This window comes from Paenibacillus aestuarii (genome assembly GCF_027789125.1).
Lineage (GTDB): Bacteria > Bacillota > Bacilli > Paenibacillales > NBRC-103111 > Paenibacillus_E > Paenibacillus_E aestuarii.
Map to the genome: position 1 here is coordinate 46950 of NZ_JAQFVF010000045.1, position 16328 is coordinate 63277.

General features: G+C 47.6%; 8 protein-coding genes and 1 pseudogene. 8 read left to right on the top strand and 1 reads right to left on the bottom strand.

The annotated features are described in order from the left end of the window. Positions 1–33 precede the first annotated feature (33 nt). From O9139_RS19370 to poxB, 7 genes are all read left to right on the top strand, one after another. On the top strand, positions 34–1710 hold the full coding sequence (locus O9139_RS19370; RefSeq protein ID WP_270881119.1) for a type 2 periplasmic-binding domain-containing protein: 1677 nt from the start codon (positions 34–36) through the stop codon (positions 1708–1710). A gap of 30 nt (positions 1711–1740) precedes the next feature. Continuing rightward, on the top strand, positions 1741–4107 hold the full coding sequence (locus O9139_RS19375; protein ID WP_270881120.1) for a glycosyl hydrolase family 95 catalytic domain-containing protein: 2367 nt from the start codon (positions 1741–1743) through the stop codon (positions 4105–4107). Positions 4108–4808: 701 nt separating this feature from the next. Continuing rightward, complete coding sequence (locus O9139_RS19380; protein WP_270881121.1) at positions 4809–5507, top strand: YheC/YheD family protein; 699 nt, start codon at positions 4809–4811, stop codon at positions 5505–5507. A gap of 638 nt (positions 5508–6145) precedes the next feature. Then, complete coding sequence (locus O9139_RS19385; protein WP_270881122.1) at positions 6146–7000, top strand: helix-turn-helix transcriptional regulator; 855 nt, start codon at positions 6146–6148, stop codon at positions 6998–7000. Positions 7001–7147: 147 nt separating this feature from the next. Continuing rightward, positions 7148–7981, top strand: a complete 834-nt coding sequence (locus O9139_RS19390) for an aldo/keto reductase (protein ID WP_270881123.1) — start codon at positions 7148–7150, stop codon at positions 7979–7981. A 386-nt stretch (positions 7982–8367) separates the two neighbouring features. After that, positions 8368–8652: a GrpB family protein gene (locus O9139_RS19395; RefSeq protein ID WP_270881124.1), complete on the top strand. Its 285-nt coding sequence runs from the start codon at positions 8368–8370 to the stop codon at positions 8650–8652. A 560-nt stretch (positions 8653–9212) separates the two neighbouring features. Continuing rightward, complete coding sequence (gene poxB, locus O9139_RS19400; protein ID WP_270881125.1) at positions 9213–10934, top strand: ubiquinone-dependent pyruvate dehydrogenase; 1722 nt, start codon at positions 9213–9215, stop codon at positions 10932–10934. A gap of 1603 nt (positions 10935–12537) precedes the next feature. On the opposite strand, the gene O9139_RS19410 is transcribed toward poxB, so the two are convergent. Beyond that, complete coding sequence (locus O9139_RS19410) at positions 12538–14439, bottom strand: TOMM precursor leader peptide-binding protein (protein WP_270881127.1); 1902 nt, start codon at positions 14437–14439, stop codon at positions 12538–12540. 491 nt (positions 14440–14930) lie between these two features. Here O9139_RS19410 and O9139_RS19415 point away from each other — a divergent pair. Further along, positions 14931–16163 (top strand): annotated as a pseudogene (locus tag O9139_RS19415) (IS110 family RNA-guided transposase). Positions 16164–16328 lie beyond the last annotated feature (165 nt).

Here is a 16328-nt window from a genome sequence, read left to right on the forward strand (position 1 = left end):
TAACAATGTGAAAATGAAAGGGAGAGGGCGCTTATGAAAAAATCAGTTTCGTTCATATTATCAATGCTGCTTATGCTCAGCCTCGTTCTAGCGGCTTGTTCATCCCAAACGGCCGGTGATAACAACGGGGCACCAGCACCAACTGCGGATGCCAAGGCTTCAGCAGACGGGGCCGGAGGCGGAGGCGCGCCGGTAACGATCAAAATTTTTGCCCAACAGGATGCGAACACGGACTTGGCGACGAACAGCTTCTCCAAGATGGCGGAACAGAAATTCAATATTAAGTTCGAATGGCAGACGGTTCCGTTCGACGGAGCAGCCGAAAAAAGGCAAATTTCTCTAGCCAGCGGAGATTACCCGGACCTGTATATGCTGATTCCTTGGGTTGACAACTTCTCGCAGACGGACATCCTTCGCTACTCGCAGCAGGGCGTCATTCTTCCGCTAGATGATCTGATCAATCAATATGCGCCTAACGTGAAGGCGGCTCTGGACAAGTATCCTTATTTCAAAGCGATGAACACCGCGCCGGACGGCAAAATTTACGGATTGACGCAATTAATCGAATGCTACCACTGCTCCTTTCCGAACAAAATGTGGATCAATTCCAGCTGGCTGAAAAAGCTGAACCTGCAGATGCCTACAACGCTGGATCAGTATAAACAAGTATTGGAGGCCTTCAAAACGAAGGATCCGAACGGCAACGGCAAGGCGGACGAAGTGCCGCTCAGCGGTTCGATTGAAGATTACGGCGTGCACATTATCCCGTATTTCATGAACGGCTTCATTTACGACGACGACAAAACCTATCTTTTGCTGAACAACGGCAAAGTGGATGTTGCGGCCAATAAAGCCGAATGGAAGCAAGGCCTGCAGTTCGTGAAATCGATGTATGACGAAGGGCTTATCGACAAAGGCGCATTCACGCAAAATGCCACCGCACTCAAAAAGATCGGTGACAATGCCGATGCGCAAATTTTAGGCTCCAGCGCCGCCATGCATCCATACATCTTCGTCACAGGAGGGTCGGATAACTCCAAAACGTACGATCCTGTTCCTCCCCTTACCGGTCCGAACGCAGGCTACGCGACATACAACTACCCGAGCGATCCGGGAGCGACCTTCGTACTGACGAACAAAGCGAGCAAGGAAGCGCAGATCGCCGCCATCAAATTAGTCGACTATATGTTCACGCAGGAAGGCCAAATCCGCGGCCATTTCGGCGAAGAGGGCAAGGATTGGAGAAAGCCGAAGGACGGCGATGTTGCCGTTGAAAAAAGCGCGACTCCGCTGCTGGCTACGATTCCGACGCCGACCGGCGAGAAACCGCACAATTCCGCTTGGGGCGCAATGGCGCAATACTTCCAGCCTAAGTCGTTCCGCGACAGCTGGGTTGCCGCTACAGACCTGTATGATACGACCGGTTATGAGCGCAGATTGCAGGAGGCGACCCATCTCTACGACGGCAAGCAGCCGAAAGAGGTGTTCCCGCATTGGGCGATCTGGATCGATCCTTCGACTGCGGACGAAGCGGCGATGCTGAAGACGAACATTAAAAATTACATCGATCAGAACGCGCTGCAGTTCGTGACGGGTGCCAAGGATTTGAACAAGGATTGGGATGCCTATGTGGCCGGCTTGGATAAGCTGAATTTGAAGCGTTACCTGGACATCATGCAGCAATCCTACGATAAAGCGTTTAAAAAATAACGGTTTGCCGGGCAGGGAGAGTGGAGAGTCTTGAAAAGCAGCGAACAAGCTAAGCGGCATCCGATCGTCTGCGACAAGCCGGCGCCGGACTTTTTCGAGGGCGCGTTAATGGGGAACGGCGGTATTGGAGCCGTAGTGACGACGCGTCCGGATGCAGTTGTTATTCATTTCGGTCATAACAACGTTTGGGACATCCGGATTGCTGAGGATAACCAAGAGAAGATCGGCACGTTTGAAGAGGTGTTCCGGCAGCTGCAGCGGATTCCGAAAGAGCTGGATTCGTTTAGCGAGGATGCCTGGTACCGCAAGTATTGCGAGATGACACAGGAAAATTACAGGAAGCCGTACCCCCGCCCTATGCCGTGCGGCTCCCTGCTGCTCGGCTATGACAGGCGCAAAGCGGAGGTGCTCGGTCATAAGCTTTTTATCGATCAAGGTCTTTGCGAGGTCTATTTCAAAGTCGGAGACGACGAAGCGACCCTGCAATTGTTTATCGAGCCTGAGCGGGACGTGATGTGGCTGAACCTCGTTAACGCCAGTGGAGAGTTCGGCGCTTTTTTCGACAGAGTGAAGCTCATTCCTGACCCGGATACGCCGGAGTCTTTACCGGCGGCGGAAACAGCGGTCTATCGCGAGCGGCGCCAGCTGTTCTTCAGGCAAACGCTTCCGCGCTCGCAGGACGGCGATGTCCCTCAGGATGGCGACAAAGCTTTTCGGCTGGATGTACGTGTCTCCGGAGAGATCGCGGAAGCACCCGCCAAGGGCGGCGTTCAAGCCGCTCTCCTCTTGGAGTCGAGATCGTTCCTTGCCTGCGTGGAGCTGACGGAAGGTCTTGATGAATCCGTCCTCTACGGAATCAGGGAGCTGGCCGCTCCCTCCGAAGAGGCGTTCGCGCAAGCATTCACGTTATGCAGTCAACATTGGACAACGTACTGGGACTGCTCCGGCGTAAGCCTGGAGGACGAATTTTTGGAGCGCATCTGGTATTGGAATTTATATTTCTACCATTGCTCCGTGAAGCCGGATGCAATTTGCCCAGGGCTATTCGCGAACTGGAGCTATCGCTCCATCGGATCGGAGTGGCACGGCGATTACCATATGAACTACAATACGCAGCAGCCTTTCTGGCTGGCGTTCTCCAGCAATCACGTCGACAAGCATCTGGCTTATGTCAATATGGTTCACCACATTTTACCGGTCAGTCGTAAGTGGGCGCGCAAATATTACGGCCTTCGGGGCGCTTACTATCCGCACTCCGCTTATCCGGTCGAGATGAACATCATGCCCTATCCGGTGCCGCATTGGGGCTGGGAAATTTGCGAAACGCCGTGGACCGTGCAAAGCTTGTGGTGGCATTATCTGTATACGATGGACCGGGACTTTTTGGCGGATCGCGCGTTTGAGCCGATGAAAGAGGCCGTCCTGTTTATGGTCGACTACATGATGAGACCGGATGCTCACGGTGAGCAATGGGGGGACGGGCGTTATCACATTTTCCCGACGGTCGTGCCTGAGCTGTATGAATTGACGCCGGGCTTTACGAAAAATGCCGATTGTCTCGTTGATCTCACACTGACGAAGTTTTTGTTCAGGGCTTTTCAGTCGGCCTGTGCGGCGCTGGGCAATGAGCTTGAAGAAGAGACGCTGCTGGCTCAAATGAACGAGATTGAACGGAGCTTCCCCGACTATCCGACGGCCCATTCGCAGCGGGGAACCGTGTTCGTCTCGGTGACGGGCGAGGATGCGGAGGTCGTCTACAACACGCCTAACGGCATTATGACCATATTCCCGGGGGAGGATCATGGCTTGCATTCCCCAGAGGATCAGTATGAAATAGCGGTCAACTCATATTTGAATCACCGCAACGAAGGAGGCAACGAACTCGTATTCTACCATCTGGCCGGAGCGCGTCTGGGCAAGCTTGATCTCGAGCGGTTCAAACGGCAAATCGCCTACTGTCAGCTGCCCAACGGCACGTGTACCGATCGCGTCCTGCTTTCCGGCGGCCGGTACAACGATACGTTAAGCTTTGACTTTATGAGCCGAGTTGGCGTATGGTTCGAGAATTTCGCGCTGCCGGTGGTCATTAACGAGTGCTTGCTTCAAAGCTATAACGGCATTCTCCGGTTTTTCCCGAACTGGCCGACGGATCGGAAGGCTGAATTCGCCACGCTCAGAGCGGTCGGCGCGTTCCTGGTGAGCGCCGCATACGCAGACGGTGAGGCGCAGTGGGTGGAAATCAGGAGTGAAGCAGGCTCCGCGCTCCGGTTTTACAACCCGTGGGAGCAAGGCGCCCTGTGCATCACATCGGCGGGGAAGAGCACAATCCGTGAACGAGTAGGACACGTGCCCACCTTGCCCGGCGAAACAATCCGTCTAGTGAAAGCTCCCGTATAGGGGAAAGGCCGCCCCGGCCGAGTCTGAAGTTATGAACACTAACGTATAGGCCTAAGCACAAAAGAACCGTCAGGAGGATATTTCCTGACGGTTTTTCCAATTATTTTTCGCCAAAAATTGGATGATTCTACTAATCAATGAATCCGGTCTCTTTCTCTATTCTCGCATTTAATAGAAAAAAAGGATAGACATCCCGAAGAATGCTAGAGCTACTGGCCTAGCCTTGCTTCCGTCATAAAAATGGACGAGCCGCCTCTGTGGTTTGACTCTATCAACACCCTCAGTCGTGTAATAGTATGAAATTATAAAAATGAAAGTGAGGTGAGATATCCATGGGAATAAGAAGCGATATTGTTACTCTTTTTTTCAATAATGTAGCAGCAGAGATAACCGATTTCCGAATCATAGGTAGCGCAGATCCATGCACGTCGTTAATTAAAGTAGGGTTAAGGGTTTCTAACGCCAGAATTTGTCTGTTAAGAAATGGCTTTGTAATAGAGGAGAGAACGCAGAACATGCTTCGTTTCGTACGTATTTCGTAATTATCCGGCCCATCCTCATGGAAACTCGTGGAAATATTATAATGATATAGAGCTAGATAATTTATAAGGAGGTTATCGCATGGGAGTTAGATGTGATAGCTGTACCTGGACGAGATATGAAGGCATGTGACTCCAATGTCGATCAAACGAGACAAATGGATGCAATATCGTATCCTGAACGAAATGTCCTCGCTCGCTGCTCGTTTGCCTGAAACTCGGCTGCTGAACCTGAACGGGTTAGCAAAGCTGATGTTACAATATCAAAGCCTTGTTCTGAAGCCGCGCGATGGGAGATTCGGACGGGACATACTGTTCATTACCCGTTACGGGGCGAACTCATATCGTATTCATAACGAAAAGAAAACGGTCACCATGAAAGACACCGAGCAACTGTTCAAATGGATCGGTAAAAAAACCAAAGGACGTGGATATATTGTCCAACGACGCCTACAGCTTGCTCAAATTCAACACAAGCCGTTCGACATCCGGATCATGGTGCAACGAAGGAAAGGCACTTCATCCACTTGGAAAGTGACAGGTTCATACGCGAAAGTAGCGGCGCAAGGATATCTTATCACGAATGTCCCTAGTAACATCATTCCTGTTCCTGAGGCTCTGAAATTGGCCCGCATCGGGGATCGTAGCTTGATCGTCAAAATCAAACAGATCACGCTATTGGCTGCCGAACGGCTTGGGGAGCGGTACCCTAAGCTTAGGCAAGTCGGGTTCGATATAGGCATCGATAGGAACCGACGAATTTGGATCATCGAAGGCAATTATTGGCCGGATTTGCTCCCTTTCCGATCCTTGAAAGATTCCTCGATGTATCGCAGAATACTATGGTATCAGAAACATTAAAGCAGCGGACCAGTTTCGGGTTCGCTGCTTTTTGCTTGCAAAGGGCAGATTACTTCAACGATTTTAGATATAATTTAAGGAAGCTTAATGTATTTATTAGTCATTTTGAATGTGGGTGGAGATTTCAGAATGGAATGGAGTTGGCTATGTAATCTTGTTCGTTTTTGCCCAATGGACCTGGTCGACATTTTTGGTTGCAACAACGAACTACGCTTTGTATGCATCGAAGAGCAATCAGAATTCTATAAAAAATGGCTCAAAAGTTTAGGTTAGAAGATTTACATTCAACTAACGGACACGATAGTTGAACAAGAGTTAGGCTAGCTGCTAACAGAAAAGGTTCATTCCCTTAGGGAATGGGAAGGTTTGTTTAAGACCTAAGCCATTTCCCCAAACAATCTTCGCATCACGCGTCAGAGAATTGTGGATTTGCTACACCAAGGCTCACCTCCACCATGTAAATCCACAACCGCATGAGATTGTGGATTTTGCTTTGTCTTTACATCCACTTATACGATTGTAGATTCCGCGATAAGGAAAGCATTTCCTAATACTCTTCAAGTATAATCTAGGTAGTACGAATCACAGTCATTTTCTCCGTCGATCCATAAACTACCCCGATTGGAGCTTGAGGTCTCATGGAAGAAGATCATTTTAGAAAAACGATCGGCGAATTTTTGAAAACGCGCCGGTCCAGCCTGTCGCCCTCGCAGTTTGGATTGCCTGAAGGGCATACGCGCCGGAGGACGCCCGGACTACGCCGGGAGGAAGTTGCGCAGCTTGCGGACGTAAGTACGACATGGTACACATGGCTAGAACAGGGACGAAAGGTTTCCGCATCCTCTGAGGTGCTGAAGCGACTTGCTGAAGCTTTGCAGTTAACAATAGCGGAGCGCGAATATTTGTATTTGCTGGCGGGAAAATATATTTCCCCTTTGCGCGACTTGTCGGAGTTTCAAGTGACACCAGCCTTTATGCACCTGGTAACGGCAACGCCCTATCCTTTTCTGGCGATCGGCCCAGAAAACCGGCTTATCGCATGGAATGCTGCGGCCTGTACCATTTTAACGGATTTCTCCTTATTATTGCCAGAAGAGATGCAAGTGCTGTGGCTGCTTTTTATGCATCCGGCATTTCGCACGAAAATCATCAACTGGGAGCAGTCAACCAAGGCGACGCTATCGTTCTTTAGAAAGATATATGATCGTTTCGCCGATCAGCCCTGGTACAGTGAGCTTGTAGAGGCGCTAATGAAGCGAAGTGAAGAATTTGCCAAGTGGTGGCCGCTGCACGAAGTAGCAAGCAAGAATAGGCTCCAACTGGAGATCGTGCATCCTACTATGGGCATACTGTATTTTGAAATTCTTACATTTACCCAAATGAACGATTTGGAAAACTTGATGTGCTGCATTTACATGCCTGTGCCGGGTACGCAAACAGCCGAAAGGCTCGCGGAATGGCATCAAGTCAATTCTACTGATACCCGCATCTGAGTATTTGACACTAATGTGGGTTTTGTTTTTTCTATTGCATGACCTGTTAGTTTTTATACTAGTTAAAAATATGATCTGGCTCGCTCCTTCTTCGGCTAGTAATATGGTAACCGAAGCTGTAAGCAAAACATTAGGGAGGCAATAACGATGTCAACATCAATAACAAGCCGCGCAGTGCTGCGCAATGGTATAGAGATGCCATGGCTCGGCCTCGGTGTGTGGCAAATGAGCGAAGGCGGACAAATTGAGGGAGCGGTCCGCTCCGCCGTAGATGCGGGGTACCGGAGCTTTGACACCGCGGCCGCTTACCGGAATGAGGAAGGCCTCGGTAAAGCGATCCGTGAATGCGGAGTCAGGCGGGAAGAGTTATTTGTGACGACGAAAGTTTGGAACAACGATCAGGGCTACAATGCAACGTTGGCCGCTTTCCAGGAAAGCCGCAAAAGGATTGGCCTGGATTATATCGATCTGTATTTGATTCATTGGCCGGTTAAAGCTAAATATAAAGAAACATGGAAGGCGCTTGAAAAACTGTACGAAGACGGGGCTGTTCGCGCTATCGGCGTCAGTAATTTTCAAATTCATCACCTAGAAGACATCATGACGGACTGCAACATTGCTCCGTTTGTCAATCAAGTGGAATATCATCCATTGCTTGCTCAGCAGCAACTGAGGAAATTTTGCCAAGAGCACCGGATTCAGCTTGAAGCTTGGAGCCCTTTGATGCAAGGGCGATTAGACGAGCCTGTGCTGATGGAGATCGCAGCACGTTATGGCAAGTCGCCTGCCCAGATCATACTCCGATGGGACTTGCAGAATCTCGTGGTTACGATACCCAAATCAGCGAATCCTGCTCGAATTCTGGAGAATGCGAATATCTTCGATTTTAGCTTATCGTCAAAGGATATGGCGAAACTGGACGCTCTGGACCGCTCTCACCGATTCGGACCTGATCCGGATAACTTCTCGTTTAATTTCTGACTTGGCGACTGACTTCGTCTGTCCGAGGTTAAGCCAAACCAAACGATTTATTACCCGTGCAGAGTTTGCAACCATTATCGTTCGTGGGCTTGGTCTGAAATTAGAGAGCGGAGCTACGCCCTTCTTTGACGTAAAGGCATCGGATTGGTCTTGCAACGCGATTGCACGGCCCATTCGTATAGCGTAATCAATTTATAAAATAAAGTACCTAGAGGCGAATTGTGGATTTGCTGTACCACGCTTCAGTGAAATTCCATGAATTAGGGCACCCAGCAATGGGTGCCCTAAAAATTCGCCTCAAAGATGATATGCTGAACCTTATCATAAATGAAAGCATGGCTCGCTATGGAGACGGTAGTGTGATGTTTTCATTATGAGGCTGGCAAATGGAAACGTTTGACGGCCTCTTAAGCTATATTAGGGGGATGGGCATGTGCATGGGTTTACCCGCAAAGCCAATAGTTGACATGGTCTTTGTGGTGGCTACACGGAACGATGTGGAGATTGCCATTGAAAGACTAGCTACCCTGGGATATATACATGAAGGCGATTTAGAAATAACAGGCCGGGAAGCTTTCATTCCGCCTTGTGGAGTACCTTGGCATCATCTTTACGTTTGTGCTATTGATAACGTGGAATATAGCAGGGGGAAGATATTATCACTTTTCTAATAGATACACATTCAGTTATTGAGATTGAATTGGATCGCTACGATGAAAAAATAGCTCCGATAATTAATTTGTATACAATTGAGAATTTGATTAAAGGACTCAGTAAAACGAATCAGATTAAAATAGCTGTAGCTTTGGATTTAGCTGACACGTTAGTGGAAAGTTAAGGGAGCAGTTAGCCGCCGGCAGCAGCTCCCTTTTCATTAAACTAAAGGGAGAAATTAGTGGGGAGAAAGGTAATGATGAGAAGAGTATTGATTGAAATTTAAAGCTTATTGCAGCCGTAGGGGCAGTTGGTATAATGCTTTGTCTGTTAAGGTTAATAGTAGGGACATTGTTTTTTGATGACCCTACAATAACTTACTGCGAATTTCTTTTGTATGTTGGAAAGTATTTTGCTATTTCAATTCTTCTGCACATAATATCAGTGTGGTTTATTAAGAAACATTTGAATTAATTTCATACTTTCGAACAAAGCCCAACAAACCCGATCGTAGTGAAATCAAGAATATACTGCTCATATTATGGCAAAATAATAAAAACAATAAGGAGAGATTCCCTTGAAAAGAACGATAGCTGATTCCATCGTGGAATCCCTTTTGAACGCCGGCGTAAAGCGCATTTACGGCATTATCGGCGATTCGCTTAATGCCTTGCTCGATGCGATCCGTCGTTCTGGAAAAATAGAATGGATCCATGTCCGCCACGAAGAGGTTGCAGCGTTCGCGGCTGGCGCGGATGCCACCCTCGGCGGAGGAATCGCCGTTTGTGCGGGTAGCAGCGGACCTGGTAATTTACATCTCATTAACGGTTTGTACGATTGCCATCGAAACCGGGTGCCAGTACTTGCGATTGCCGCTCATATTCCGAGTAGTGAAATTGGTAGCGGCTTTTTTCAAGAGACACGTCCGGACATGTTGTTTCAGGAATGCAGCTTCTTTTGTGAAGTCGTAACCGGACCGAGGCAAATACCTCGAGCGGTTACGATGGCGATGCAAACCGCGACGGCAAGGTCGGGAGTGTCTGTCTTAGTTCTTCCTGGTGATGTAGCCGCTTTCGAATACGACGAAAGCCCGGTTCCAGAACGCGTCATCCATTCCACCCGGCCAATTGTCTGCCCTTCTAAAGTCGAATTGAAGACGCTTGCCGACTACTTAGACAAAGGCAAGAGGATCACTTTGCTGTGCGGTGCTGGCTGCTCGGGAGCTCATGCTTCGCTCATGAAGCTATGCGAGAAACTGCAATCCCCGATGGTCATAGCGCTGCGAGGTAAAGAATATCTGGAATATGACAACCCGTATTCCGTTGGATTAACCGGCCTCATCGGATATTCATCAGGATACCACGCCATGATGGAATGCGATGTCTTACTCATGCTGGGTACCGATTTTCCATACCGGCAATTTTATCCGCAAGAAGCGACCATCCTTCAGGTTGATTTGGATTCCTCCCGACTAGGCCGGCGAACGCCGCTTGCATACGGGGTGTGCGGAGACATAAAAACGACGGTCGACATGCTGTTACCCCTTTTAATGGAACCGCACTCCCCTGATCACCTGCAGCACTTTGCAGCACACTATGCCAAAGTCCGTGAGGAACTGGACAACCTTGCAGCTCCTGGTCGAGCTCCTATTCATCCACAATTCCTCATGAAGGTAATCAGCGATCTAGCAGATGAGGATGCCGTTTTTACTTGCGATGTTGGGACGCCGACTGTGTGGGCTGCCCGATACTTGAGCATGAATGGAAAAAGAAGGCTACTTGGCTCGTTTAACCACGGAACAATGGCGAACGCCATGCCCCAGGCGATTGGGGCTCAGGTTGCGCAACCGGGTCGACAGGTCATATCGCTGTCTGGGGACGGGGGACTCACTATGCTGCTCGGAGATCTATTGACCCTTCGCCAGCAAAAGCTCCCGATCAAGATCGTTGTCTTTAATAATGGCGCGCTTGGATTCGTGGAATTGGAAATGAAAGCAGCTGGCTTTTTAGAATTCGGAACGGAACTCGACAATTCAAACTTTGCGGCACTTGCTCAAGCCCTGGGAATCGAAGGAATTCGCGTCGAGGATCCTAATGACTTGGAAAGCGCAGTTCGCCGAACGCTCGAACACAGCGGTCCGGTAGTGCTAGACGTAGTCGTCAATCGTCAGGAGCTGGCGATGCCGCCGAAAATCAACCTCGAGCAGGCTCGCGGATTTACGATGTGGATGCTGAAAGCCGTTTTGAACGGGCAAGGCAACGAAGTCATCGAGCTGGCGAAAACCAATCTCCTTCGCTAATAAATAGGAGTATTTTGGACTCCTACAATTGACTGGTCACACTGCCTTAGTCGCAAGTTTAAAATAGCCCCCATCTGATTGCCAGATGAGGGCTATTACGCTTACGTTAATACAAATAGAATTACAGCCGGTTACATCGCAAATATCTCTAGTATGTATCGGAATTTATTTGATTTGGTGACTATGTCCGATTAATGAGGTAGAGAACTTTGAGCGGCAGACCGTTAAACTAAAGGGCAGATTACGCTAATACCTGGTAAATGCTATAATTTAGAAAATAGTGGTCAAAAAGGCGGGAAAAGATGGATTACAAACTTTTACATTAGTGGATACTTAGCAATGCTCCCTTAGGTTGATTGGCGCTAAGAGAGATTTTTAAGAAATTATTTTATGATCATGGGAGGTTACTCATATCATTTCAACTAATAGAATGAAGTCGATTATATTAAACCATAAATTAAATTTTCTTGTATTATGTGTATCATTGTTCGTAGCATTATACTTGTTCTTTTTTATTGTGCCATATGCAGACAAGAAAGGATTTTTTAATGAGAACGAAACGCCGAATCATGAAGAAGTTATTAAATATATCCTCTTATGCATCCCTATCATAATTGGTTTTATTCTGTTTGCTACTAGTTACATACGAAAGACCACTTTTTTGAGGAGCTTTAATTATCCATTATTTATTGTAAATATTTATTTTGGATTCTGGTTTTGCATGTTAGCTGAAGGAGGCACAATATTATGGTTAATGATCCCGACATTAATTTTCTTAATAATCGCGTTGCCAATAAGCCTCTATAAAGGCATAAAAAAAGACAGGACATCCAAAGGTGAATAATACATTTGTTTGATATATCGAAGAAGGCGCTAACACCTTATAACTCGCACTGAAGCGTCGTTTTCCTGACTGAAGCGGTTTAGTCCCATGGCGATTAAGCTCCCTCGGAATGATTCAGTTTCCTCACTCAGACTCATGAATGCGCGTTTCCTCAGCGTTTGCCTTCCAATGGCATTTGTCCAAGCAAACAATATGTACCGAACGTATATTAAACCGAAGTGAAAAATCACTGGAGAGGAATGAGTAAATATGGGAGTAGGTTTTGGTGGTAGTTGCGCCGGTTACGGCCTGGGTACAAGCACCGCAGTTGTTTTAGTTCTTTTTATTCTCTTGGTAATCGTCTTAGCAACTTTTGCAATTTAAATATGAGGTAAACAAAAACGGTCCTATCGCGAAATAGATGCGACACGGGCCGTTTTTCTCAAAGGTGAACAAAAAGATTATCAAAGTATAGAGGGTAAACAAGAAAGACACTGGTCATTATGATGATAAAGACAAGTAAAGACTTAGATATATAAGAAGAAAAAGCACTTTGGGTGGCCCTCATTCGAAACCTTTTAGTGAGCAATTGACCCGTAGAATAATTTCATAGGTCGTAATGAGGAATCTGGTTTATTTCTGTAAAAAGAGGCTTTGCTTGCGTGATCCGCGGATTGTTGGCAGGCCCCGATTCTTTGAGCTACTACTTCTTATTATTCGTAACCTTGGTAATCAGGGAGTCTCGACAATAATAATGAGGGTATATCGATCCTTCGTGTCTTATAGAAAAGGATGTGGATACGGATTGAGTTGCCCGGCCATTAATAATTCTTTCGCATATCCAAGCTCCGCCGGCACCCGAAGCACTCTATCCAGCCCCGTCAATCGTTGCAAATGATGTCCGAACGTCATCGGCAGCATTCCCGGAATCAGAACTTTTACACAATGCAGCCCGTTTCGCAGCGTTTCCAGCGACGACTGATCCACTACAATCACATCGAGGTTTAAACGGCGAAATATCTCGATCGTGTCCTTCAGATCATCGGTTAGATCCGCATGACTTGCCTTACGCTTGAACTCCTCGTCGAATGTTCTAAGTGGGCGCTGTCCGTCCAGCAAAAATTGCAGCCGCTCCTCTGCTTGCGGCAAACCGTACAGCATAGCATGATCCTCCATTTGACATACGAGAAACGGATCGTCGAGCATTTGTAAAAAATGGTCCTTGTCCGTCTCAAATTTCTCTTGCAGGAAGAGCAACCTGCCGGCCAATTCGTGAATGGCACCTTTCGCGGCCCGTACCGGATCCAAATGAGCTCCCGCAGCACAGATAAGATTCATCTTATCTGGACTCACGCTTTTCGCGAGCGCCCAAATGCTCGGAATCCCATTCTCCATCGTCATGTTAAACAAATGTATATCGTATCCGGCCACTGTGTGCAGCCTTTCGACCATAAGCCGCAGTTCCTGATCGTTAGTGGAATAGGGGTCCAGTCGGGGGATAGGTAACTGAGCGTACCATGTCATCAGGAACGAGTCGCGCTCCGCTACTTCCAAAATTCCGTACAAGACGGCTTCCTCCAAGCTTCCGCCTAACGCGCACCCGTTGGAGCCTTCCTGGACGAAACCTCCACCGAATCCCGAACTGTAATAAGCGAGACTCTCCGGAACAAGGATCGGACACTTCCGCACTAGCGAATAGCCCCATATCCAATCGATCGGAAGATCGGGATCAAACGGTTCGTAAGTGAAATCAGGCTGCGAGTACTGTTCCTTCGAATATAACCCTACCATGGAGGGGTCGAGCGCATGATCCGCAACATGGTTGTAGCTGTCGTAGATTACGGTCCGTTTGCCACGGGGGGTTATACCGCAGTGTCGCTCCAATCCTTCCAAGATCGCAGTCAATTCGCTTTCCGCATAAGAAAAGCTGCGGCCACCCGTTATCTCATCTCCAACCAGAAACGACGGCAGATTGACCCCCACCCCGGCAAATGGTGACTCGAGGTCAAGCATCTTGGCATTAAAAAGGCCGGTCCGGGAATCCAAATAGTCTTTAACCAAATGTTGCTTTAGGTCGTCTATCGGACGGCATCGGTAACTATCGATGCTTATCTTCGGTCTCGGCTTGAGCGATATATTGGCCGCTTCGGATGAATCGTCGGACAAGCGGCCGCACACCGAACAAAGCGGGTCAGGCAGAATGAAATGGAGCGAGCTATTCAAAGTTTTCAGGTTAACGATATACATATGCTCTTCCGTATGGGCTCGGCTGCCCCGCAGCACTCGCTGCGTCTCTGCAATCAGCAAGTAAGCTACATGCCAAAGTTCAGAAAGGGAAGGACTTACGGCACGTTGTATGTACTCAGTCGAAGCCGTGAAACGCCGGTTATCCGCACACTGGGAGCAACTCGGTACACCAGGACGAACCAAAGGCCCAACTATGCCCTCATCCCTTGAAATAAAGCCCCGCAGCCACGGGATCCTGGCCTGCTGCAGCGCCTCTTCAGCCTCGATGTATCCAGAGGAAGGCCAGTCATCGTGCAGCACCAGAACCAATTTCGCCGCTATAGGTACGTCTTTAGTAAAATCTGTCTGTCGAATTACCTGATAACTGTCCAATAGCTTTCCGCATACGAATTCGGCCAATAAACCATCTCCGATAATTGATATGATAGCATTCATTCAGATCACCTCATCTTGCAGTATAAAAGCCGTTGAAACATGTATTTAAGCTTCTCTGCAATTTTTAGAAGCGTATTCCCATCTACCATTATCTTGAAATAAATAAATTAACGCGGAGCTATCACTTATCATTCATACCCAAAGATGATTTCATTTTATATTTGTGATGACTAATATATGCACGTATTGGACAGGGTGCTTATAATTATTCAATAAATACCCCAAAGCTGATTTTTAAATCGATCATCAATCTACCAAATGAGAGATTTTTGGGTACTTACTACATTGGCAGCATGGTAATGATGCAGAATATGTTTTTGAAAGTGGCGTTTTCAATTTTGATACAACTAATGACTAAGCTAACAGGACACGATAGCATTCCTGTAAAGCGTTAATTTTGAGCTTTGCAAAAAAAAAAGCGCCTCGGTACGATGGGAGTACGCAACGGGTCATAGCCCTTAAAATCCCATCATCCAGGAGGACGCTCTACTATGAAGTTTAAAGCACAGGACAAACAAAATCAACTCATTGAAAAAATTACCCCTCAGCATCTCGTCGTCGGAATCGACATTGCGCAACTAACACACGTCGCTCGAGCTGTAAACTTCCGCGGGATCGTAGTCGGTAATCCGTTATCTTTCTCAAATGATGAAGAAGGGTTTCAGATCCTCATACGCTGGATTCAATCGTTGCAAGCATCCCATAACCTTAACACCGCAATCATCGGCATGGAACCGACAGGGAACTACTGGTTAAGCGTCTCCAGATGGTTGTCTGAGAAACAATTCGAAGTTGTTCTTGTTAACCCTCATCTCGTAAAAAAGAATAAAGAGAATCGCGACAATACGCCATCGAAGAGCGACAAAAAGGATGCCCTCGTCATCGCAGATATGGTTAAAAATGGCTACTACTCGTTCATTCGCAACGCGTCTGAAGCTTTCGAAGAGCTTCGTGTCTTTCTCTCCAACCGAGACTCTGTTGTAACGAGACTCGTAAGTGCGAAGAACCAAATTCATCGTTGGGTTGACGTTGTGTTCCCTGAGTTGCGACAAGTATTTAAGAAACTAATGTGCAAAGGCTCATTGGCGACGTTACGTCTTTTTCCGACGCCTGAAGAATTGAAAAAGTTAACGCCTCCGGACATAGTAAAGGGATGGAAGTCCATTATGCAACGTCACCCTGGCGAGAAAAAGGCTCAAGCCCTTATTGCGTTTGCCAGTCATTCTGTTGGTTCTGTGCAAGCAACGCATGCGTACAAGCTGCACTTAAAGCAACTTCTTGCTGAATATGACCTCGCTTATGAGCAACTACAAGTCGTGGAGGCAGAGATTATTGCCGTTTTAGAGCGCATTCCTTTTGCTAAATCCATGCTTGTCGTCAAAGGGATTAGTGCGATTTCATTGGCAGGTATTCTTGGCGAAGCCGGAGATTTAAGCGGCTTTGTTCATGGCAACGCTTTGCTTCGTCATGCTGGTCTCAACCTTGCTGAGGCAAGCTCGGGCAAATGGACTGGACAGATGAAGATTAGTAAACGTGGACGTTCCCGCCTACGACGATTTATTTTCCTGATGACCATGAGATTGACTATCAGGAGAAGAAGATGAAGAAAATGAGGTCACTCAATGAAGCTTTGTGGTAAACTAGCTCGCACTCTCGTAGGGATGGCTCGCAGCAGTGAAGCCTACGATCCTCATAAAACAATGCCACTTCAGTTAGCAGCTTAAGCAGTATCTTACCGTTTCGTCGTACAAATTTTGGCTTATTCGCTGAATTTCAAAAGAAAGCACGGAGTACCGGATTCGATTAAACCAAAGGGCATCGACCCGTAACGATAGCAAGTCCGGCCTCCACCCCTTGGACAGGTGTAACGAAGGAATGAGAGGGCAAAG